Source organism: Gemmatimonadota bacterium (assembly GCA_016712265.1).
Lineage (GTDB): Bacteria > Gemmatimonadota > Gemmatimonadetes > Gemmatimonadales > Gemmatimonadaceae > RBC101.
Window position 1 is genome coordinate 1 of sequence record JADJRJ010000002.1, and the last position, 21922, is coordinate 21922.

Genomic DNA, 21922 nt, shown 5'->3' on the forward strand with positions numbered 1-21922 from the left:
CAACGAACGGATGACCTTGGCCACCGCGCATCCGGACAGCGATCCCTGGTCTTGGTGGCGGAGGTCCTGCGCCAGACAGAAACAGTGGCGACATGGCCGAGGAAGTGGGCGAGTGGTCGGTCCTCTACGCCATGAACCGCCGGAGCCCCAACGGGGCTACCGACGCACGACCTTGGCGTACCTCCGGCGAAGCCGTGCAACGCCCCGCCGGTCGCGGAGCCACAGCGAGCTCGCCGGAGAACGCGGGCAGCGGCACGGTCGCGGCGACTCCACACTTCATCCGCGTTCCGGATCCCGCCATTGGCCACACTCATGGCCGCCACCAGCAGCCCGAGCACGCCCACGCTGCGCACCAGCGAGCGGATGACGATGCGCGTGGCGAACGGGTCTCGCCAAAGGCATCCACCACGCGGCACTTCAGGAGCCGCTTACCTAACGATGCTCCCCAGTACGACCCGGTCGCCACAGGATAAGCAACAACAGCACAAACGCGGTCAGTGCAAAGGTCCGACTGTTCGACTCTGCTGAGCCCCGCACGTTGCAGCGCCCAGAGAAAGGTCCCGCCGATGGCGAGTGTCAGCACGAACAACACCATGAGGTCGATCGCCGCGTGCCAACGCGCGATGCCACGGCGCAGCCGGCACGAGCCCCAACCGCTTGACCGGGGATGCTGGCCGCGACCGCGCGAAGATGGTGCCTTGAGGGCGGAGGGACGGCCAGCCCTCGACTTGTCCACATCCGCAGGCGCAAGGGCGGCGTCATGCTCGCGCCAAAGAGCCACGAAACGCCGCCGCGCGCGGCCAGCCACTCATCAACGGCTGGGGTCCAGCACACGCTGGCGGTCAGCTCTAGACGACGCGCGGCCGCGAGCAAGGCGTCCTGCACGTAACCGGGCCAATTGCGCGCTCACCATCGGCAAAAACCAGACGGTTCGCTATTTTCCAGGAGCCTCCGATTCGTCTCATCGTGGTCGCGCCTCGAAGAGCGCGGCGTATCGGGCCAGCAATCTGGTGCGTCAGACGTGCTCGCGAAACGCCCGGTAAATCCGACAGCGCCGCGTCCCGATAACTGCCGGCCTGATGGTCAACGTCGCGTTGTACCACTGACGGCACCAACGGGTCCACTCCAACGTAGCGACCGAGAAAATTCATCGCGTGGTGCCGGTTCTGCTCGATCCAGTTGGCCGTGGGATCGACCTGCAATGCGTAAGTCGATTGCCGCAGCGACTCCTCGAACTTTCCGGCGAGCAGCGACCAATAGCCGAGTGTTTCCGGGGTCAGACGCCAGTCGTGTCCGAAGTCGCGCGCTGGTGCTGCCGCGCGCGAGTGCCACGTGACCGTCGTCCACCCTTGAGCTGATAGCTGCTGACGACCAGCCCGTGCAGGGCCCGACGGTGGCTTCTGAGGCGCCCGGCAGCTGGCGCACCGTGGTGAAGTGAGCGCACTGGTCGCCCTTGTGGACTGTCGAGGATCGCACGGTCCGGCGACGACTCCCCAAGTCGGGAAAAGCCGTGCATCGCCCGTTCCAGTGTTCCTACCAGGTCGCGGGGTCGCGCTGAAAATAGGACAACTCAATCGCCGCCGCCGCAGCCTGCTCGCGATTGAAGTCGGCGATCGTGCGCGCATCCACCAAGGCGGCCCGGTGCTGCAAAAAGATGTTGGCCTGACCGGGGTTCCCGTCTCCCGAGCGGTGATCGACGCCAGGCAGATAGGCAAACTCCGCGACGCCGGGCTCGGCATCGACCCTAGGGGATGCGCACGAGGGAATCCGCCAGCAACAACACCGTATCGGCCGACGCGCGGGAAATGCCACTATCGGCCATTGCGCGGGCGAGGAGGTACGTGAACTGGACCTCGTGAGCGAGCAGGCGCACGTCGCACGGAAGGTGCGACGCAGGTCGCGGGTGGACGCCCGCAGCCCACGCACGGCCTCGCGCACCGAGGGGCTCAACGGCCGCTGGCGTACCAGCTGCAACATCCCCTCGTAGGCATGCTGTTGCGTCTCCTGCCCCCACTGCGCCAGGGAGCCGGGCGTTCGCCGCCTCGCGTCGGCGGAGCCACGCAAAGGCCGAGACCACCGTCACGATCACGGTCGCCAGCACGACCATCAGGCCGGAACGCCGTCGTCCCACCGCGGCGCGCTGCCGTTCCGACAGCGTGCGCAGGCGCGCCACCGCGTGCGTTCTTGCCAAGCTGCTCCCGGTAGCGGAGCATCACCGGACCAAGAACATTGTGCGTGACCTCAAGGCGCTGCGATCCCAAGTGTTCCTCCCGCCGCACGAGGCGCGCATCGACCAACTGGTCAACGATCGCGGGCCTGATCCCGTCCAGGCGGACTGCCTCGGCGTACGGGAACGGGGTGCGGAACCCGCCTTCCGTCAGCAGCCGGTCCTCGAGGAATGCCGAGACGCGTGGGTCAAACTCACCAATGCATCTCTGGTAGTACTGCGAGAGGATCTCGTCGCGTGATCCCGTGAGCAGGTCACCGGCGATTCGCGCGGGTACCGGGCGTTGCAGTAGCCGACGTTCGTTGAGCTGCTCGCACACGAGCGATAGGAGCCAAGGCTCGACGTCCAGCTGCTCCAGCCCCCGCGGCGGGTCTCCGGTGTCGCCCGCGACAAAGCGCACGATCGCTTCCGCCATCGGGGCATCGACGAGGTGCCCGCCCGTCCCCGGACGGACTCGCAGGCACCGACCCCCGACAAGCGCTCCAACATCAACCGGTTGTGCGGGTTGATGCGCAGCTTCTCGCGCAGTTGGTCAAACTGCGGAAGAAAGTCCTCGCGAAAGGAGAACAGGACGGCATACCGCGACGCGTCGTAGTCGAACGCTTCACCTGCTCGGGACGTGCCTCGAATGCCGCCCGTTGGGTCGCGCCCGGTCGGGCGGTGGTCAGCCCCCGCAGCACCTCGATCGTCTCGAGCGAACGCGTGCGGAGCGAGGCGCTTGATTGTCCGAGAGTGAAGATCTCTTCGAACTGGTCAATGACCAGCACCAGCCGGAGCGGATGGTTGCGAGCACTCCACCACTCCACGTCGCGTCGGTGCAAATACCCCCACAGCGTGTCCGCGCTCGCTGGACGAGGGCCATCAATGGCGGCGGTTCTGGGGCTGCGGTGATTGCCGCGAAGATCTGCGCCGTCGCGGATGGGGCGCCCTCCGCATGGCTCAGGCGAACATAGACCGGGAGTCGATCCCGCTCGCGCAACTGCGGGAACAGTCCCGCTTGCAAGAGGGATGTCTTGCTCAAGCCGCTCTTGCCGTACAGGAAGGCAATCGGTTCACTCTCGACCAGTCGCAGCAGCTCGGCGACTTCCACCGAGCGCCCATGAAACAGCCGCGCCGCCGCCTCGGGAAATGAGAGCAGTCCCGGCCACGGTCGCTCGGGATCAATGGGCACCTTGCCGTATTCGCCGGTCTTCATGCGGACTCGGCGCGACGCATGGCGCGGTAAGCCTCGCGAATGTCAGCGAGTACGAGTTCACCCTGGTGCGCCGCCGGGCGCCTTGCCCCACGTCAGTTCGCGGAAGCTTGCGGGCGTATCCGACGCGCTGGCCGCGACGCCATCGATCGTGACCGGCACGATGAACCGGCGCCGGTTGCCGAGTCGGTGGGGTGGTTCATCGGCGAGGCGCCATTCGCGCCGGAAGTACCCTTCATCGCGCGCCTCGGTGGCGCGTGAGATGATCGGGACAAACAACACGCACTCGCGGATCGCGTCCTCGATGACCCGGTCGTAGGCAGCCCCGGCATCCAGTCGTTGGGTGTCCATCCACACGTCGATCCCGCTGTCTACCAGGACGTCGCGCATCCGGACGGCCGCCGCCCGGTCTTCCGCTGCATACGATATGAAGACGCACCCGGTGGCCCGCCCCAGGGGGCGGGTCGGCCGCTCGGGCGTGGCTGGCGCCATCGGGACCGGGGCGGGCGCTGGTGCCGAGGCGAGCCAGCGTTGGTGCAACGCGTCGACAAAGGCCGCGCCGTCCCCTGGGTACACGTAGGTCTGGTAGCTGAAGCGCTGCAAAAAGCTGGCGAGGCGCGCGTCGGCGATGACCACCGTGTCGGCGACGACCTCCATCTGGTCCCGTTCGGCCGAGAGGCGCGTCCGCTTGAGCGTGCGCAGGAAGAAGCGGGAGAGCCAGTCCGGGAAGTCACAACCGATGAACAGCAGGTTGCTGCCGCGCACCACGTCGAAGAGGCGCCGTGGGCTCTGGTGATCGGCGTGCATCGCGACGAGGAACTCCAGGACGTCCTCGTCGCAGATCGCATAGTCGGGCTCCACGCTCATCCGCCCGAACAGGTGATACACCAGCGGCGACTGCTGTGTCGTTCGCCGCCGGGACGGGTCGAGGTCGTTGGCCTGAGCGCGGCGAAAAGGCGAGCTGACGCGCTCCCGACGCGAGCGGGTGTGGCGCGTTTCGCACGGCCTGGAACAGCAGGTCGTCGAAGGTGGTGGAGAGGATCAGCGGAAAGTCGCTGATCTCGGCGAGTTGTTGCAGCGCGCGCGGCGGGGTGAAGTGGGCACCGGACAGGGCCTGGTGCACCCGACGGTAGAGCTGAACGCGACGCTTGTCCGGGAGGCGGAGGAAGGCCTCGGTGAGGTCGTTGAGGGAGAAGCCCGTTCGCGCGGGCGAAGCCCCCAGTCCCAGGGGCCCGGCGAGTTCGCGTCCGATCCAGTCATGCAGGTGGATCGCGCGACCGTCGGCGTCGGTGACCGTGAGGAGTTCGGCGCCAACGACGGGTACGACATTGCCGGACCGGATCCGGCCAATCAGGAGGTCGAACTCGTCCCAGGCGCCGAGGGGGTCACTCATGGCCGCGAGACGTTACCACGTGGTGGGGCGGGGCGGGAGGAGCAGGTCGACCCCACGGATGCGGTTCCGGCGAACTCTCGAGCGTGGAGCAGCCACGGTGATCGTCCGCCGCTGCGGGCCAGGGAAGGCGAGCGAGGAGCGCCGCGCGGAGCAACCCGTTGGCGTCGACGGGCGTCCAAGGAAACACCGGTTGCCGACAGGCCCGGGCCGGACTCCCTGGTCTTCCCATGCGACACGTCTTGCACCGCTTCTGCATTGCCGCGACAACCGTCGTTGCACTGGTCGCACCGGCACCGTCGGCCCAGGCCTCGACCTGTGCGCTCACGCTGGATTCGCTCGATGCGAAGCTCAGACAGAACTATGCGGGGTTCCACCTGGAGGTCCGTGGCCCGCGGCGCGCTGCGTATGACGCGATGCGTGCGCGGCTGTCCGGCGCCAGCCGGCAACAGGCGCTCGATGGCTGCTTCCCGCTCCTGACCGAATACACCGCATGGTTTGGGGACCCGCACCTGTTCGTCTTCCAGAACCAGGCGCCGGACACCGCCGAGCGAGCCGCAAATCGTGCGGCCGTGCTGCGCCGGGAGGTCGACGTCGACGCGCTGCGTCGTGAGTGGGTCGAGCGGCGTGGCGACCTCGACCCGATCGAGGGGATCTGGTACGACGGCTCGACCGAACTCGCCGTGGTGCGTGCCTCGCCGGAGACGCGTTCCCATTTCGTGGCCGTCCTCACCAAGGCGGATACTGCCAGCTGGGATGCCGGGGACGAACGCGCGCTGTTCATTCGACGATCCGATGGCGGCTACGACGCCAGGTTGCTCACGCGGGGCTTCGCGAGGCTCGAACTTGTCGCGAGAATCCATCGCGGCACCGTACTGCGTCTCTCGCCGGGGATGTGGGGCAAGCGCTTTCCCATTGCAGCGACAGACAGCGGGTATCTCGACACCACCGACGTCCACCGCCCACGGGTGGTCGTGCGCGAGCGCTCCGTCGTGGTGTCGTTGCCGTCGCACGATCCACGCCATGCCTTCGCGTTGGATCGCGCGCTTCGTGCCGCCGACACCGCCATTCGCGCCCGTCCTCTCCTGATCGTTGACCTGCGAGGCAATGAAGGCGGCGGATCGATGATGTCGCGGGCCCTGCATCCCTACATCACGACAGCAGACACACGGCCGACGCCCTACGACAGTGGCGCCCCGGTCATGTGGTCGAGCCCCGCGCAGGTGGCCTATGCGCGCCGGGCGTTCGGGCCGGACACGAGCGCGTTCGTGCGCAGCCTCGTCTCGCGCCTGGAAGCACGTCCAGGGACCCTGGTACCCCTGGAGGAAACACCGGCGCGGCCGGTGCAGGAGCCATCGCACGCGGGCGGTTGGAAGGTCGCGGTCCTCGTTGACGGCGGGACGGTGAGCGCCGCGGAGGTCCTGGTGTTGCGTGCGCTCCGGAGCACCCGCGCCGTCGTGATCGGTGAACCAACCGCGGGGGCGCTCGACTACCAGAGTGTCTCGATCGTCGGGCTGGGGACCGGGGATCGGCGCTGGGCGCTCGGGTACCCGACGATCGCCGCCCACGCCGAGTTGCCCGCGCGTGGGATGCGCGGGCAGGGGATCCAGCCGACGATTCCACTGTCCCTAGCCGACCGTCGGAGATGCCTACACTGCGGTAGAGCGCCTCCTGCGCTGAGGTCAGCCTCGGTCGCGTTCCAGGGGGCCCTTCGCCGCGTCGCGAGCGCCCTTCGCCGCGTGAGCGGCACCGGTTGCGACCGGGGAGCGCACCTTGAATGGACCCGCTCCACGTCCGGCCACCACCCGAAACCCGGGTACGGCCGTTCCCTCCCCATCGGTGGTCCAATGCGCCTCTCTCGTCGGACTCGTGGCCTCCTGACCGTTCGGTCAGCCGCCATCGCCATCCTCGCCGCCTGCGGTGGCGGCGACTCGTCCGGGCCACCCCGGATACCACCCCTCGCGTGACGTCGGTGTCGGTTACCCCGGCGACCGTCACCATCGCGGTCGGCGAGCAATCGCAGCTGTCCGCCAACGTCTCCGTCACCAATGGCGCAGCGACGACGGTCTCCTGGGCTTCTTCGGCCACGGCCGTCGCCACCGTCTCGGCCTCGGGCCAGGTGGCCGGGGTCGCCGTCGGGACAGCAACCATTACCGCGACCAGCACGGTCGATGCGACCAAGTCGGCCTCGGCCAACATCACGGTAAATCCGCGACCCGCGGTCTCTGCCGTGGCTGTCACCCCCGGCACTGCATCGGTAGCCGTTGGGGCGACCGTGGCCCTCACGGCGAACGTGACCGCCGTGGGTGGTGCCGCGACGACGGTGACCTGGACCTCGTCCGCGCCCACCGTGGCGTCGGTCAGCATCACGGGCGTCGTGACTGGAGTTGCCGTCGGATCCGCAACGATCACCGCTACCTCAACGTTTGACCCCACCAAATCGGCGACCGGCCAGGTGACGGTCACGCCGCCGCCGCCGACCGTCGCGTCCGTCACGGTGACCGCGCCCTCGAATACCCTCGTGGTCGGGACGACCCTAGCCCTCACCGCGACCGTCTCGGCTGCGGGCGGCGCGCCGACGACGGTGACCTGGGAATCGTCCAACGCGGGCGTCGCCACCGTGTCGACGACCGGCGTGGTCACGGCCGTGGCGCCAGGGAGTGTGACGATCACCGCCACCTCAACGTTCAACACCGCGCGGTCCGGTTCGGTCGCGCTGACGGTGACTCCGCCGCCGAGTGTACAGTCGGTGACCGTGTCGTCGCCGGAACCCGCCTTGATCGTGGGTACCAGCGCGCAGCTGACGGCGACGGTGTCGGCCAGCGGTGGGGCGCCGACTACGGTCAGCTGGAGCAGCAGCGCGAACGCGATCGCGACCGTGAATGCGACTGGTCAGGTGACGGCCGTTGCACCGGGCACCGCGACAATCACCGCACGTTCCACCTTCGACACCACGAAGAGCGCGTCGGCCAGCATCCGGGTGGACGCCGCAGCCAGCGTGTTGTCGGTCTCGGTGGGGCCGGCATCGCTCACCCTTCAGGTGGGCAATCAGGGGCAGCTGACGGCAACGGTCACGGTGGGGAACAACGCGTCGAAGCAGGTCACGTGGAGTACGTCGAATGCAGCGATCGCCACCGTGGACCAGACGGGGAAGGTGACGGCGGTCGCCGCTGGCGCTGCCACGATCACGGCGGCGGCCCAGGCCGACGCGACGAAGGTGGCGACGGCGGCCGTGACGGTGTCAGCGCCGGCATTTCCCTCGACCGCAACGGTGCAAGCCGGTGCGGATTCCCAGTTCAATCCCAACTCGGTGGACATTGCCGTGGGCGGGACGGTGTCGTGGGTGTTTGCCGCACTCGCGCACAACGTGACGTTCCAGAGTGGGACCGGGGTGCCCGCGAGCATCGGGAACAGCTCAAACCAGACCGTCAGTCGGACCTTTGGTACGGCCGGGTCGTTCCAGTACACCTGCACGCTGCACGCGGGGATGGACGGGACGGTCGTCGTGCACTAGCGGTTGGAAACGGGCGCGACCCCGGGCTCGTGTGCCGGGGTCGCGTTCGTGCACGGCGGCACGCCTACCAGGGATTGAACTGGTACCCCTGCGCCTGGAAGACATTGAACGCGGTCATCGCCGAGATGGCCAGCTGTACGCCGGGGAGCAGCTCCTCGCGTTTCACCCCGCGAAAGCCGGCCGTCTGCCCACACAGCACCAGCTGCACGTTGTTGGCCAGCAGTTCTTCGACGAGGCGCTTGCTGGGGTTTGGCTTGCCGCCAAACCGGGCGCCGTAGGCGGAGTCGGAGAGGATGGCCATCCAGCCACTCCCGTGGAACACCGCGGCGGCGTGCACCCGCTCCTTCGGGATGCCGTGGCGCGCGTGCAGGTTGAGGTACCGGGCGATCGTGGTCAGCTGCTGGTTGGAGGCGGTGGTGTCGCCTTCGTTGATCTCGTAGAGCGCCTTGAAGACGTGTCCGTCCGGGATGACGAAGGTGGCGTTATCCACCTTCACGGTCTGGCCGGTGCTCTGGACCACCGGACCGGACGGCGTCATGCCGGGGATGGCCCGTGGGCGCGGTTGGGCGCCGGCCGCGGCCGCCACGAGGGAAAGCAGAATGACGGCGGAGGCGCGATGCAATCGCAACATGATGTCTCTTCCCGAGGCAGTGTTGCGTGGAGCATCGACTGTCATGTGGCACTTCGTCAAGGGCGCAGCGCACATTAAGGTGGAACGGAGGCGCGGGAGCTCCCTGGGTCCGGGAGCCTGGGACGGTCACGCCGTACGGAACGCCCTCGACATGCGGCGGCTGCGCCTCACCCCTGCCCGCGCCAGGCCAGTGCAATGAGCGGGCCGGTGATGGCGAACTGGGCGATCGTGAAGGCGGTCTCCAGCTGGATGAATCCACCCACCGAGGCCATGCGGTACTTCGCGGCAACCGGCAGCGTGGTGAACGACCAGGCGACAACCCCGGCGAGCGCGCCAAAGGTCAGGCCCTCCCGGAGCCAGCGATCGGGTGCGGTGCTGAAGAGGCGGGGATACAGCCAGGCAAAGGCCAACGCCTGGATCAACATCGAGGTGAGCCCGAGCGGGATGACGACCGCGTCCCGATACAGTTCGAGCCGGTCGTAGGCCGACTTGAAGGTCTTGAGGTGCCAGAAGTAGCCGAGCGGGAAAGTCGGCACGAGGTACGCAGCGACGGCGAACCAGAAGGCGCGGGGCATGGGCAGCTGGGCGGGAAGGTCACTTGCAACGCGCAAGCGAAAGTACACGTTGACTTGCATCACGCAAGAGGATTCCGTTCGGGCATGACACGCACTGCCCGATCCCGTCGTTCCGGTTGCCCCATCAGTATCGCATTGGAGCTGCTGGGGGATCCGTGGTCCCTGCTGATCGTGCGGGACCTGATGTTCAAGGGGATCCGCACGTTCTCCGGGTTCCAGCAGGCGGGGGAGGGGATCGCGACGAACATCCTGGCCGAGCGACTGAAGCGGCTCGAAGCCGCCGGGATCATCACTCGGCGCCCCGATCCGGACGACGGTCGCCGGGCGATTTACGCGCTCACGCCTCGTGGGATCGACCTCGCGCCGATGTTGGTGGAGATGGTGATCTGGTCCGCGCGGCACGAGGAGACGGATGCGCCGCCAGCGACGGTGCGGGCGATGAAGCGCGATCGGGATGCGTTCGTGCGCGAGGTTCGCGCGCGCCTGACCGGTCAGGCTATCAGCGCCAGTCGGGGCGAGGACCCGTCGGCGACATGAACTCCCCACATAGCAGGTGGCTGATGACGTGCGATGGCGGTCCACGGACGCTGGGACAATTCAGCAGGGCTGGCTTGGTGAATCGAACGAGCGCTCGCGATCGTAAGGCACGCCTTGGCTTCACGGCCACAGGTGCACGCGGATGGTAAACGCCGACATGAATTCCTTGCTCGCCGCCCTCCTGGACGGCTGGGAGCGAAACAACGTCGTCCTGCACAACCTGCTGCGCGCCCTCCCGGTCGCGGGGCACACGGCCCGTGCTACCCCCACAAGCCCCACAGTCGGCCAGATGTTCACCCATCTATGCCATGAACGCCTCGTCTCCGTGGAAGAGAACGCTCCGGAGCATGCCGGATCACGTCCGGCAGAGGAGTGGGGAACACCGGCGGATCCCGAAGACCTCCATGCGCTGCTTGACCATAGCGCCGAGCGTGTGCGAACCGCGGTGGTGACCCGGATGGGGGAGGGGCGTAGCCTGGATCGGTCCTTTGCCCATCCAGCGCAGTTGATCCAGTTCCTGATCTTCCATGAGGCATACCACCATGGACAGATCAAACTGGCCTTGAAGGTCGCGGGGACCCCGCTGTCCGATGACGAGACGGGCCCAATCACGTGGGATGTGTGGCGGCGCCGCTGATCAGCTGTGTTTCGCGATGACCTCGAGGAACTCGGCGCCGTACCGCTCCAACTTCGCTTGGCCAACCCCGGGAACCTGCAGCATCTCACTGGAGCTCCTCGGGCGGCGCGCGACCATCTCCAGCAGGACGCGATCGCCGAAGACGATGTACGCCGGCACACTTGCGCGGTCGGCCAGCTCGCGCCGTAGCGCGCGCAAGTGATCAAACAACAATCGCTCGTCCGCATCCAGATCCAGCGCATCACTTGGTCCGCGCGCCGCGCGCCCCCCGGCAGATTTCGACCAGCCCGGCTGCCGAATGCGTTCCTTCGTGGCAACCTGCGACAGCCGTTCCTCGATCGACTCACCCGTGCAGTGGTCGCAGGAGCTTCCGCAGGGCTCGATGGTCTCGTCGAAGTGGGCGACCAGCGCCTGGTGGCGGCACCGCGCCTGCTCCACGAGATCAAATAGCGCCACCGTTGCGGCGCGCGTGCGCTTGCGCAGCACGTCATCGTCGAGGCGGTCGAGGAATCGCTCGTGTTGCTTGACGTCCGCCCACGAGTAGAACAACACGCAGTCACTCGCGAGTCCGTCGCGTCCCGCGCGCCCGATCTCCACAATGCCGGGACTCGATGTCCTTCGGCATGTCGCGGTGGATGACGAAGCGCACGTTCGACTTGTCGATCCCCATGCCGAAGGCCACCGTCGCAACAACCACGTCAATGTCGTCGCGCTGGAAGGCGTCCTGGTTCTGGGCACGTTCCTCGGGGTCGAGTCCGGCGTGATAGGCACGCGCACGCACGCCGTGTTGCACGAGGAAGGCGGCGGTCTGCTCAACGCCCTTGCGGCTCTGGCAGTACACGATGCCGCTCTCCCCTTCGTGTGACTGGACCAGGGTCAGCAGCTCGCGGCGCGTGTTGCCGCCCTGGCCCTTCTTGCGGACCGCAATCCGTAGGTTGGGGCGCAGGAAGGATCCCTTGAACCCGGCCGGCTTCTGCATGCCGAGTTGCCGCAGGATGTCCTTGGCCACGGTGCGCGTGGCCGTGGCGGTGAGGGCGAGCACGGGGACGTCGAGCTGTTCCTTGAGGCCCTGCAGCCGTCGATATGATGGGCGAAAGTCATGTCCCCACTGGCTGATGCAGTGGGCCTCGTCAACGACGAGCAGCGAGATCGGGCATCCTTGGACAAACTCGCCGAGGTATCCGTCGAGGGCCTCGGGGGCCAGGTAGACCAGTTCGAAGGCGCCGTCGCGGAAGGCGGCGAGTCGTTCGCGGCGTTCCGCGGCGTCGATGGTGGAGTTGATGGTGGTGACCTTGTAGCCGAGTCCGGCTACCGCATCCACCTGGTCCTTCATGAGGGAGATGAGCGGCGAGATCACGAGCACGGTGCCGCCGAGGAGCCGTGCGGGGAGCTGGTAGGTCAGGGACTTGCCCGCCCCCGTGGGCATGAGGGCGATGCAGTCGCGCCCGGCGAGCACGGCGTCGATGACTTCGCGCTGGCCGGGGCGGAAGGCGTCGTAGCCGAAGACGTCGCGGAGGACGGACTCGGGGGTGAGGGGCGGGGCAGCGGTCACGTGGTGCGAACGATCCGGGTGCGCCTGACGAGTGAATCGACCAGTATAGTCGGTTCCTTTTCTACGGCGTCACAAATCCTTCGCGCTGAGCGGCGTCACGGAGGCGTTCGTCGAAGGTGATGAAGGCCGCTTCGCGCGGCGATCCTGCCCATTCCAGCGCGGCGGCCAGCTGCAGCGCATCGGCGGCACGGAGCGGATGGAGGCGAAGAAGCCGCAGCGCCTGGTCGCGCACGCCATCCGCGGGTTGAATCTCGAACCAGCTTTGCCGGAGGGAGTCGAGCAGCGACCGTGCCTCGATTTCCTGGGCGCGATCAAGGACCCCTTCGCGGTGCAGCCTCGCGATGGCCGACCCGCACTCGACCATCGACCCCCACCACACGACCGGCTCGGCGTCCTCTTCGAACAGGCGGCGCGCCTGTTCGGTGCGAGGTTGTCGGAGCAGCAGGGGTACGATTGCGGAGGAATCCCAGAACCTCACCAGCCAGACTCCCGTTCGTCCAAGAGGGCCTTGAGCGACTGGCCGTCGGGATCCTCCGGTCGGCGTCGGGTCCAGAAATCCTTCGGGAGCGAGGCCGTCGGTGCCCGGAGACGTCCGGTCTTCAATAGAAGGTCTCGGCGGCTCTCCTCGTGCTGGTCGCCGGTGACGGGGGCCAGACGCGCGATAAGGCGCCCGCGGTCGGTGACGAGCACTTCGTTCCCCTGTCGCACGATGTCGAGGAACGCGCTCAGGCGCGCCTTCAGCTCGGAGATCGAAGTGGTCGTTATCATATGACTATAATAGTCATCTTCGGGCTCCCGTCAATAACGGGGAGCGGTGAAAGCGCCTGCCAATGGGTAAACCCTACCGCGGTGACGACCCCGTGTAGAGCTCCATCCGCTCCGCCACGTGCACCCAGCCGCGCGACACGTCGCCCGGGTCGAGCCGGTCGAACATGTAGGAGGCGAGCCGGAGCTCCTTCGACCGATTGAGCACGGCAATCGACTCCACCCACGCGCCGCGACCCGTGCAGACCAGGTAGAGCGACGCGCCGCCGTGCTGTTCACGTACCGAGTCTACCCGCACACGGCTCCCGAGCAGGTTCGCGACGCGCGAGGCAAGCGTGGAGGCGGACATGGTGGAAGGGCGAGCGGTCGCATAGACCCGCACCTCCATCTGCCAGTTCCCGGGCTCACCGTCGAGGCGCGCCACTTGGATGGTGCTGAATTGCTGGGAGCGCCGCCACGCGGCCAGGGTGCGCGCAAACGGATCGGTGGATGTGGCCATCAGGGACAGGCGAAACGCACGCCCCACGCGTGACACGTCGCCCAACTCCGCGCCGGTTGCGACCAGGGGGCGCACGATCCCAGCGATCTCGCCGGGTGACCAAGTGGAGACCATCCCATCCCCTTCACGCCCGATCGGGTACTCCGCTGCGAACGGTCCTGCCCACGGCCGCGGCTCGGGGGTCGCCACTGCCGGGGCCGCGGGGGCCAGGCGCGACCACTGATGCATCGTCCAGGTGCCTAACGGGATGCCGGCATTGGTCTCCGCCCACAACCCGAGCTTCACGGCCTCGCGATACCGGGCCTCGAACACCAGGTCGCCCGCGCGGTTGCTCGCCATGCGAACCTCGCCGATCACCGTGTCCCGGGGATTCCCGTCGCCGTCGCGGTACCACCCCTCGAGGAATCGCTCGCTCACCACGCGCCCTGCATCGCACTCGTAGTCCCTGCCACGGCTCAAGACGTAGCGACGCACGGGGGTGAGGGAGAGCTGCGCGAGGTTCGCCGCGTACTCCTCGTCGGTCATCGCGAAGAAGCTCCCCTCCCGCCACCGGACCGCGGCGTGCCGCAGCTTGCCCGCCTCGTACTCGCCCGGGTCCCCGTGCTCGCGGGACCAGGCCCGTTGCGCGGCGATCAGCGAATCGCTCCGGCGCGTCGTGATCACCAGGGAGTCGTCAGCCTCTCCCTCGACGGTGATCGTCTCCCAGTTGAAGCGGGGTCGCCGGCGCCCGATGGACCGTCCGAGACTCGACTGGACGAACTCGCGGGCGAAGTCGACCCGCCACGTCCCCGAGATCTCGGGGCAGGCGCCACCGGTCAGGGCGGCCACCGTGCCGGGCATCGATGCCCACCCCTCCGGGTAGCCGTCACCACACGCCCCCGCGACGACCAGGGCCGGGAGCAGCAGCATGCGTTGGAAACCCCGCTCGATTCGATGCATCCATCCCGGACGCCGGAGCGGGACCGCCGGTCACGCGCACATGGGCGCCACGCAGGAGGGGTCAACGGAAGCCCACGGACGCAGCGAGCCGGGGCAATACGGCTCCCCTCAGCGGTGCGCTCGCATCACCCACCCGGGGGGCTGAAACACGGCTGGCACGTCTCGCCTCGATCCTAAGGTGCTGCAATGCCCCTGACGCCCATCAAGACAGGCTCCATGAGCGATGTGCGGCGCTCGCCAGTCGGCTGCGTCTCTGCTCCCAGTCCGGCATCGCGCGGCTGAGCAGTCGATAAAAGCGGGGGGAATGATGGGGCTCGATGAGGTGGAGCATCTCGTGCACGAGCACGTAATCAATGCACGACGCCGGAGTCTGAAGCAGCTCAGGGTTGATCGTGATGGTCCCCTGTGCGGTGCAGCTTCCCCATCGCCGTTTCATTCGCCGAACTCTTAGCTGTACGTCCAGCTTCGTGAGCATGGCGATGGCGCTCTGCAGCTGCGCCATCCGCTTCAGGAAGACGGCACGTGCGCGCTGGCCGTACCAGGCAAGGACCGCAAGGCGGACCGCCGCTGTGCCAGCTCCCCGGGATACCCGCACGACAAGTCGCCCCGATCGAATAGCCACTCCGCGCCCGGTGCGTTCGATGCGAAGGCGATACTGCCGCCCCAGATACCAACAACTCTCGGCCTGCGCGAACCGATGAGGCGGCATCGGCGCGCAGTCCTCGAACGTCTTCAATTGGCGAGCAATCCATGACCTCCTTGCATGTACGCGCGCGGTCACCCGTTCGAGCGGTCGGGAGGCCGGGGCACGTACCTCGACACGGCAGTCCGGGAACACCGTGATCACGAGGTCGCGGCGATTCTCCTGGATCAGATCGTACGAAAAGGAGCGGCTGCCCATGGGAAGCGCCGAGGCGTTGGACGGTCACGCAGGTTTCCGTCGCCGAGCCACGTTCAGAACGTCATCGAGGAGGGCGTCCATGTCGTCCAGCGACATGGTGAGGCCGTGTCGGTCTCTGAGCTCGAAGAGTTCGTCCTCGATCTCTGTCTTCATGCGATTCTGGACGTCCGGGTTGTCCACCCAGTTCACGACGCGTCGGCTGTCGATGATGTCGTCGATGGAAACCGCTGTGTCGGCGCCGAGCTGCTCCAGCCTGGTCGGATCGGCCTCGTACTTGGCCAGTCGTTCGCGCACGAGACCGTAGTATGCGGTCTTCACTGGATCGTATCGCACGGCCGGAGGGAGGTCGTCCTGCGGTCGCTCGGTCACCGAATCCGCGACGCCGTGAACACGTGCGAGGTACTCAGCGTCCGAGATCCGTCCGGCCCGCCACTCGGCGATTGTTTGCTCAAGGAGCGAGGAGAATTTCAAGTAGAACGCCGGGTCGTCCTCCATGCGCTCGCGGATCGTCTTCGCGGTACGGTGCGCAATGAGGTCCGCCTTGGAGGAGACCGACCCGGCCGCCGCGACCTCTCGTGCGAACGCCTCTCGATTGAAGATGTCGACGAGGGGCGTGATCGTCTCGACCTCGCCGGTCCCGACGTGCCGGTCCAGCAGACGCTGGATCCTGGGTTCGTAGTCGCCGAAGTCCACGACTTCGGCGTACCGTCGCCTGACGGCGCGACGTAACGCCTCGAAGTACCGCAGGTCCTCGCGATACTTCCGGACGCGGTCCTCGGACGTGTGCTCCACGAAGTGCGCGCTGCCGAAGGCGACCGCCGCGGTGCGTGCAAATTCTGCGAGTGCATGATAGAACTCATCTCGCACCGCCTCGTCGGCGAGAAGGCGCTCGTACTCCTCTTGATCGCGCCGGTTGCGCACGCTGGCGAAGACGGCCCACAGGTCGGTGTGGAGCTGCGGAAGGCGCCCGGTCTCCGCAGCGACGTCGATCAGCGTGCCCTCCAGATCCTGAGCCTCGAAGCCGGGGAGCGATCCGTACAATTCGAGGGCTTCGTTGAGGCCGTGAAGGACTCCGGCGTAGTCGATTACATAACCGAAGTCCTTGCCCTCGTACACGCGATTCACGCGCGCGATAGCCTGGAGCAACGTGTGCTCCTTGAGCTTGCGCGTCAGATAAAGCACCGTGTTGCGGGGCGCGTCGAAACCCGTGAGCAGCTTGTCGACGACGATCAGAATGTCGGGATCGTCGCCGTACTTGAAACGCTGGATGAGGTGCTTGTTGTAGTCCTTCTCGTCAGTGAAACGACCCAGGGGACCGACCATGCTGCGCCAGAACTTCACAACCTCGGACCGATTGTCCTCGCGCACGTCCTCGTCACCCTCCCGGTCGTCGGGAGCGGAGATGAGGACCTCGGTACTCACCATCCCTGCCTCGTCGAAGTGCTTCTTGTACAGGATCGCGGTCGCCTTGTCCGGCGCCACGAGCTGGCCCTTGAAGGCACCCTTCCAACCGTTCCTGAGGAAGTGGGCGCTCGCATCCCAGGCAATGGCGGCGACCTTCTGTTCCGCCTTGTTGAGTTGAGAGGTCGAACTGAACTTGCGCTTGAGATCGGCGACTTGATTCGGCGTGAGGGTGGCCGTGATGCGGTCGAACCAACGATCAATCTGGTCGCGATCCACGATCTGCGGGACGTCACGACCTTCGTAGAGCAAGCGCACCACTGCCTCGTCGGCGACCGCATCATTGATCGTATAGACGGGGCGGATGAGGCCCCCGAATTTCTCGACCGTGTTCTTCTCCTTCTTCGCTACCGGGGTGCCTGTGAACCCGATGAAGCAGGCGTTGGGGAGCACGCGCCGCATGTTGGTGTGCAACGTGTTGTACTGCCCGCGATGGCTTTCGTCCACCAGCACGAAGATGTCCCGGGACTCGAGGCGAAGCTTCGTCTTGGTCGACGCTTCGAACTTGTCAATGACCGTGGTCACCACCGGGTGCTTGGCGCTCTCGAGAAGCTCGGCGAGATGGCGCCCGGTTCGCGCGCGTATCGGCTCGAGGCCGCAATGCTGGAAGGTCCCCCAGATCTGTTCGTCCAGGTCCACGCGGTCGGTGACGAGCAGAACCTTTCGTTGGGGAATGTGCGCCGACTCTGCGATGGCCGTTGCCAGCATGACCATCGTGAGCGACTTCCCGCTCCCCTGCGTATGCCACACCACGCCGCCCCGTCGTCGGCCCTCGGCGTCCACGTCCCGAATGCGATCGAGGACTTCCTTCACGGTGAAGTACTGCTGATACCGGGCGATCTTCTTCTCCCCGGCATCGAAGATGACGAAGCGGTGTGCAAGCTCCAGCAGACGGTCTGGGTGGCACAGAGCAAAGAGGGCACGATCCTGCTCGGTGACTCCTCGACCCTGGGCCAGCAGCGCATCGAAGTAGCGCCGGACGTGCCTGAAGCGGTTCCCGAAGATCGCCTCGGCCACGTCCATGGCGGGATGGGTATTGATCAGCTGGAGCAGGGCGGTTTCATCGAGATGCTCCTTCCACGATGCCCAGAACTTCTGCGATGTACCGACGGTGCCGTATCGCACGGCATCGGGGCAGCTCGCGAGGAGGAGTTGCGCGTACCAGAAGAGGCGAGGGATGTACTCGTCGCGCTGGTTCCGGATCTGCTGGGAGATCGCCTCCCTCACCGGATCGCTCCGTAGTGCGGCGTGTTTGCACTCGATGACGCCGAGTGGAATCCCGTTGACGAATAGGACCAGGTCCGGGCGGCGAGTGTCGGTGCTGCCGCCCGACTCGACGCTGTACTCCTCGGTCACGTGAAACGTGTTGCGTTCGGGATGCTCCCAATCGATGTAGCGGATCGTGAAACTCTTCAGGTCTCCGTCGATCGACTGCGTAACCGACTTTCCAAGACGGAGGAGGTCGTAGACGCTCTCGTTGACGCGAAGGGCAGTGTCGGGCTCACGATTCTCCAGGGTTTGGACAGCCTCCTGAACACTCGCGTCGGAGTAGGCATACTCGTTCCCCTTAAAGCGGATAGCATTCAGGATGCGGAGCTGCCTGGTGAGCACGTCGGTGAGGATGACGCGAGACGCGCGGCCGCCACGCGCCCGAAGTGCTTCCTCGGGGGTCAGGTACTGCCAGCCGAGGTTGACGAGCAAGAGGAGCGCCGGGATTTGGGACGCCTCGTCTTCTCGCCACTCCGGAGTCGGGAGGTAAGGGGCCGTCATGGATCGGGGATGGCCAGTTCGCCGGAGAGGAGCTTGTCGATCACTGCTCGTCGGAACTTCTCTATCCTTTCCGCAAGCCGGGTCAGGATGTCGATTTCGCAATCAACGGCATCCAGGCAGGCCGCGATGTTGTCCTGAACATGTCGCGGCGGAACGTGAATCTCGACTCGCAGGAGATCCGAAGGATTCACTCGCCTCGCCTTTCGACCGCCGTTTGCGAGTCGCACCTGCTTTCGATAGAAGCCGGGCCAGCTGAGGAAGTGCAGCAACCAACGAGGGTTGATCTCGGGCGACACATCGAAGGCGGGTAGGTCGAGCGTTGACTCGTACCCATCAAGTTCCGGCGGCACGATGCCAAATGCGCCATTCAGGAAGTCGAGTTTGCTGTAGATCAGCTGCCCGGCCCGGCGACGATAGTACTGCGTGCTCTGACTGCCGGAGCGGCTACCGGCTTTCGCCAAGACTCCGCGCCCGTAGAGCCGAACGGTCAATTTGCGGGCTGTCGCACCGGATGACGCCACGAGCCTGGACTCGTGAAGTAGATCGCGGAGCTGAAACGGTGAAGCCGCAAAACTCCTATGTCCGCTGGCAGACGGGAGGACAGAAGAAAGCAGGTCACGTCGCCACGCACGCCTTGCCTTCGCTAAGCGCGATGTCACATCCGCTTGCCGGGCTAGGGAATCGAGCACGTCCGCCATGCGGCCGCGAGCTTCCGCAGGCGGGGTAGGCACGGCGATGCCAACGAATGCATGTTGACCAATGTTCTTCATGCTCCCGCTTGTTCCGGTCGCACGACGGCGAATGGCGGCACGGGTATGCGGTGCGTTGACCACGTGGACAAGCCAGCGCGCAGTTGCGTCATCGTCCACAATCAGCCGAGCGCGCCAGATCTTGTCAGGGAGGTGCAGGTGGGGAAAGGTGGCGGGAGCGCGTGCAGCGAGGCCGACGAGGTCCAGTGTGTTGGCTCGCGAAACGAGCACATCGCCGGCTCGCACGGACGGTCCCATACGCGGCAGCTCCGATGCTAGGATCGCCTTGTTCTCTTCAGGCAGGAACTGGCCTGCGCTGATCGCGCTGACCTTCAGTACCCCATGTTCGTCCCGGCCAGCTGGCCGATCCTCGGCATTGACGGAGACTCCAGCTTCGAATGACTCAATCACAGAGGAAAGCGGTCGAATCGGATATCGCGGCGCCGCCATCATCCGATTCCCAGCGTACGGAGGTGTTGCTGTACCTCTGTCCGGGCCTCAAGCAGCTCGCGCTCGAGTTGTGCGATCTCTGACTGTATCGTGGAGAGATCCAGCGCCTCTTCCGCCTCGAATGTATCGATGTACCGGGAGATGTTGAGGTTGTACTCGTTCTCCGTGATCTCCGCGCGCGTAGCGCGGTGTGCGAAACGCTCGATGTCCACGTCTCCTGCTACCCCACGCACGATCCGGTTGATGTCGTCCTCGCGCAGCCTGTTCTGACGCTTTCCCTGTTCGAAGCCCCTGCTCGCATCCACAAACATCACGTCAGTTGATGTGCGCCCCTTCCGGAAGAGCAGGATTGCGGCAGGAATCCCCGTACCAAAGAAGAGATTCGCCGGCAAGCCGATCACCGCTTCCAGCAAGTTCTCCTCGATCAGCTTCTGACGGATCTTGCCTTCCGCACCACCACGAAAGAGCACGCCATGGGGAACGATCACTCCCACGCGTCCGCCGTCCTCCACCGCACTCTCGACCATGTGCGAAATGAAGGCGTAGTCTGCTTTGGACTTGGGCGGCGTTCCTCGATGAAATCGCCCGTACCGATCATCAGGTGCCTTCTCAGCGCCCCACTTGTCGAGCGAGAAGGGCGGGTTCGCAACCACGACGTTGAAGCGGCGAAGCGCAGATCCTTCAACCAGCTTCGGGGCGTTCAGCGTGTCGCCCCACTCAATGCGCGCGTTGTCGACCTCGTGCAGGAACATGTTCATCTTGCACAGTGCCCAGGTCTGTCCGTTCACCTCTTGGCCAAAGAGCGAGTAATTGTCTCCGCCCACTTCGCGGGTCATGCGGATCAGCAGCGACCCCGAGCCGCACGCGGGATCATAGATCGTCTCACCGGGCTTTGGCGCGAGGAGCCTTGCCAGGAGCGTTGCGACTTCCGGGGGTGTGTAGAACTCTCCGCCCTTCTTGCCTGCATCGCTCGCGAACTTGCCGATGAGGTACTCGTAGGCGTTGCCGATGACGTCCATGTGTCCCACGTGGCTGGGCCGCATGTCCAGCTTGGGGTTCGCGAAGTCATCAAGCAGGTGTCGCAGCCGTCGGTTGCGCTCACGTGTTTCGCCGAGGTTGGGCTCGCTGTTGTAGTCGATGTTTCCGGAAGACGTTCTCCAGCTTGGAGCGGTTGGCGTCCTCTATAGCCTCCAGCGCCTGGTTGATCAGCTCACCGAGGTTGCTGGCATCGCGTCGCTCATACAGCCAGGAGAACTCGCTGGTCGGCGGGACAACGAAGCGCTCACGCGAGAGCGCGCGCTCCACGCGGACCTGATCGTCCGCGTACTTGCGCGCGTATTCCTCGCGTTTGTCTGCCCAGGTGTCGCTCACGTACTTGAGGAAGAGCATCACCAGCAGGTAGTCCTTGTATTGCGAAGGGTCCACCGTGCCGCGGAAGGTGTCGCAGGCGCGCCAGAGGATATCGTTGATCTCCTGCTGGCTCCCGCGCGGTGTGTCAGGGCTCGTCATTGGTTCAACTCCGCACGCGCGAGTAGTTCGCGCGCAATCCGTTCATTGGTCAGGTCGTGCTGCCTCTGAGTGGAGGCAGAAAGTCGTTCGAGGAGTGTCCGTTCTTGTACCATCGCGGCGCCAAGGCACGCGACGGTCCGTTGGGTCGCGCGATCCGGGAGTGGCAGGCGTAGTTCAGCGAAGGGCTTGCGTTGCACCAGCGGCGTTCCAGCGCCTGTGCGGATGTCTGATATCGCTCGCTGGGCTGCCGGTTGATTGAGCCACCACGTGAGGTAGGCGGCGTCGATGTCGGCCCCGGGACGCAGTACATAGAAGGAGACCGGTGCTACGGAGCGTTCCGGGACCTCTTCCAACCAACTTGCGACGTTCCGGGCACCGCGGGACATGAAGAGCACATCCCCAGGTTGAACCCGATACCGATCGGCGTCTCGTCCCGGCTCGAACGAAAAGCGGTCTGACTCGGTAAACCGGTAACCCGCACCAGGGGTCAGATGGCGACTCAGGATGAGCTGGTGGCTCCCACCCTCCACATGCTCCATCCTCCCCTCGATCGACAGCCCCGGGCGGACCTCGGCGATATCACCGATGGCAGACAGCGTTACGGCCGAGGTCCCGGTGTTCACG

Annotated in this window: 18 protein-coding genes and 1 pseudogene; 4 read left to right on the plus strand and 15 right to left on the minus strand. The window is 65.9% G+C overall.

All coding sequences use genetic code 11. The features are described from left to right. Positions 1-1946 precede the first annotated feature (1946 nt). The 3 genes from IPK85_00090 to IPK85_00100 all read right to left on the minus strand — a co-directional run bounded on the left by IPK85_00090 (position 1947) and on the right by IPK85_00100 (position 4286). Entirely contained in the window at positions 1947-2642 is a 696-nt protein-coding gene (locus tag IPK85_00090) for a hypothetical protein (protein ID MBK8245806.1), read from the minus strand. A 249-nt stretch (positions 2643-2891) separates the two neighbouring features. Further along, positions 2892-3422, minus strand: a complete 531-nt coding sequence (locus IPK85_00095) for a hypothetical protein (GenBank protein MBK8245807.1) — start codon at positions 3420-3422, stop codon at positions 2892-2894. 57 nt (positions 3423-3479) lie between these two features. Next, positions 3480-4286 carry a toll/interleukin-1 receptor domain-containing protein gene (locus tag IPK85_00100; GenBank protein ID MBK8245808.1) on the minus strand — a complete coding sequence of 269 codons (807 nt, stop codon included), beginning with the start codon at positions 4284-4286 and terminating at the stop codon, positions 3480-3482. Positions 4287-5039: 753 nt separating this feature from the next. Here IPK85_00100 and IPK85_00105 point away from each other — a divergent pair. Further along, the gene (locus tag IPK85_00105) at positions 5040-6776 is read left to right on the plus strand and encodes a hypothetical protein (protein MBK8245809.1); all 1737 of its coding nucleotides are present in this window, start codon (positions 5040-5042) and stop codon (positions 6774-6776) included. Continuing rightward, positions 6773-8323 (plus strand): Ig-like domain-containing protein, encoded by a 1551-nt coding sequence (locus tag IPK85_00110; protein ID MBK8245810.1) that lies wholly within the window; start codon positions 6773-6775, stop codon positions 8321-8323. The genes IPK85_00105 and IPK85_00110 overlap by 4 nt, the downstream gene beginning before the upstream one ends. Positions 8324-8387: 64 nt before the next feature. On the opposite strand, the gene IPK85_00115 is transcribed toward IPK85_00110, so the two are convergent. Both IPK85_00115 and IPK85_00120 read right to left on the minus strand, forming a co-directional pair. Further along, a complete protein-coding gene (locus IPK85_00115) occupies positions 8388-8954 on the minus strand; it encodes a DsrE family protein (GenBank protein ID MBK8245811.1) in 567 nt (188 codons plus the stop codon). Positions 8955-9121: 167 nt separating this feature from the next. Further along, the gene (locus IPK85_00120; protein MBK8245812.1) at positions 9122-9529 is read right to left on the minus strand and encodes a hypothetical protein; all 408 of its coding nucleotides are present in this window, start codon (positions 9527-9529) and stop codon (positions 9122-9124) included. 84 nt (positions 9530-9613) lie between these two features. Between IPK85_00120 and IPK85_00125 the strand changes: the two genes are divergently transcribed. Both IPK85_00125 and IPK85_00130 read left to right on the plus strand, forming a co-directional pair. Beyond that, positions 9614-10066, plus strand: coding sequence for a helix-turn-helix transcriptional regulator (locus tag IPK85_00125; protein MBK8245813.1), 453 nt, complete (start codon positions 9614-9616; stop codon positions 10064-10066). Positions 10067-10208: 142 nt separating this feature from the next. After that, complete coding sequence (locus IPK85_00130) at positions 10209-10703, plus strand: DinB family protein (protein MBK8245814.1); 495 nt, start codon at positions 10209-10211, stop codon at positions 10701-10703. Here IPK85_00130 and IPK85_00135 read toward each other — a convergent pair whose 3' ends face one another. The 10 genes and pseudogenes from IPK85_00135 to IPK85_00180 all read right to left on the minus strand — a co-directional run bounded on the left by IPK85_00135 (position 10704) and on the right by IPK85_00180 (position 21921). After that, positions 10704-11300: an HRDC domain-containing protein gene (locus IPK85_00135; GenBank protein MBK8245815.1), complete on the minus strand. Its 597-nt coding sequence runs from the start codon at positions 11298-11300 to the stop codon at positions 10704-10706. After that, entirely contained in the window at positions 11260-12255 is a 996-nt protein-coding gene (locus IPK85_00140; GenBank protein ID MBK8245816.1) for an ATP-dependent DNA helicase RecQ, read from the minus strand. The genes IPK85_00135 and IPK85_00140 overlap by 41 nt, the downstream gene beginning before the upstream one ends. 61 nt (positions 12256-12316) lie before the next feature. Further along, on the minus strand, positions 12317-12733 hold the full coding sequence (locus IPK85_00145) for a type II toxin-antitoxin system VapC family toxin (GenBank protein ID MBK8245817.1): 417 nt from the start codon (positions 12731-12733) through the stop codon (positions 12317-12319). Continuing rightward, the gene (locus IPK85_00150) at positions 12730-13023 is read right to left on the minus strand and encodes a type II toxin-antitoxin system prevent-host-death family antitoxin (GenBank protein ID MBK8245818.1); all 294 of its coding nucleotides are present in this window, start codon (positions 13021-13023) and stop codon (positions 12730-12732) included. The genes IPK85_00145 and IPK85_00150 overlap by 4 nt, the downstream gene beginning before the upstream one ends. 73 nt (positions 13024-13096) lie before the next feature. Continuing rightward, entirely contained in the window at positions 13097-14428 is a 1332-nt protein-coding gene (locus IPK85_00155; GenBank protein MBK8245819.1) for a hypothetical protein, read from the minus strand. Positions 14429-14660: 232 nt separating this feature from the next. Further along, a complete protein-coding gene (locus IPK85_00160; GenBank protein MBK8245820.1) occupies positions 14661-15359 on the minus strand; it encodes a M48 family metallopeptidase in 699 nt (232 codons plus the stop codon). Positions 15360-15383: 24 nt separating this feature from the next. Further along, complete coding sequence (locus IPK85_00165) at positions 15384-18590, minus strand: type I restriction endonuclease subunit R (protein ID MBK8245821.1); 3207 nt, start codon at positions 18588-18590, stop codon at positions 15384-15386. Beyond that, on the minus strand, positions 18587-19750 hold the full coding sequence (locus IPK85_00170; GenBank protein MBK8245822.1) for a hypothetical protein: 1164 nt from the start codon (positions 19748-19750) through the stop codon (positions 18587-18589). Before IPK85_00170 ends, IPK85_00165 begins: the two co-directional genes overlap by 4 nt. Before the next feature lie 38 nt (positions 19751-19788). After that, positions 19789-21298, minus strand: a pseudogene (locus tag IPK85_00175) (type I restriction-modification system subunit M). Next, positions 21295-21921, minus strand: coding sequence for a restriction endonuclease subunit S (locus IPK85_00180; GenBank protein ID MBK8245823.1), 627 nt, complete (start codon positions 21919-21921; stop codon positions 21295-21297). Before IPK85_00180 ends, IPK85_00175 begins: the two are co-directional and overlap by 4 nt. Between the last annotated feature and the right edge of the window lies 1 nt (position 21922).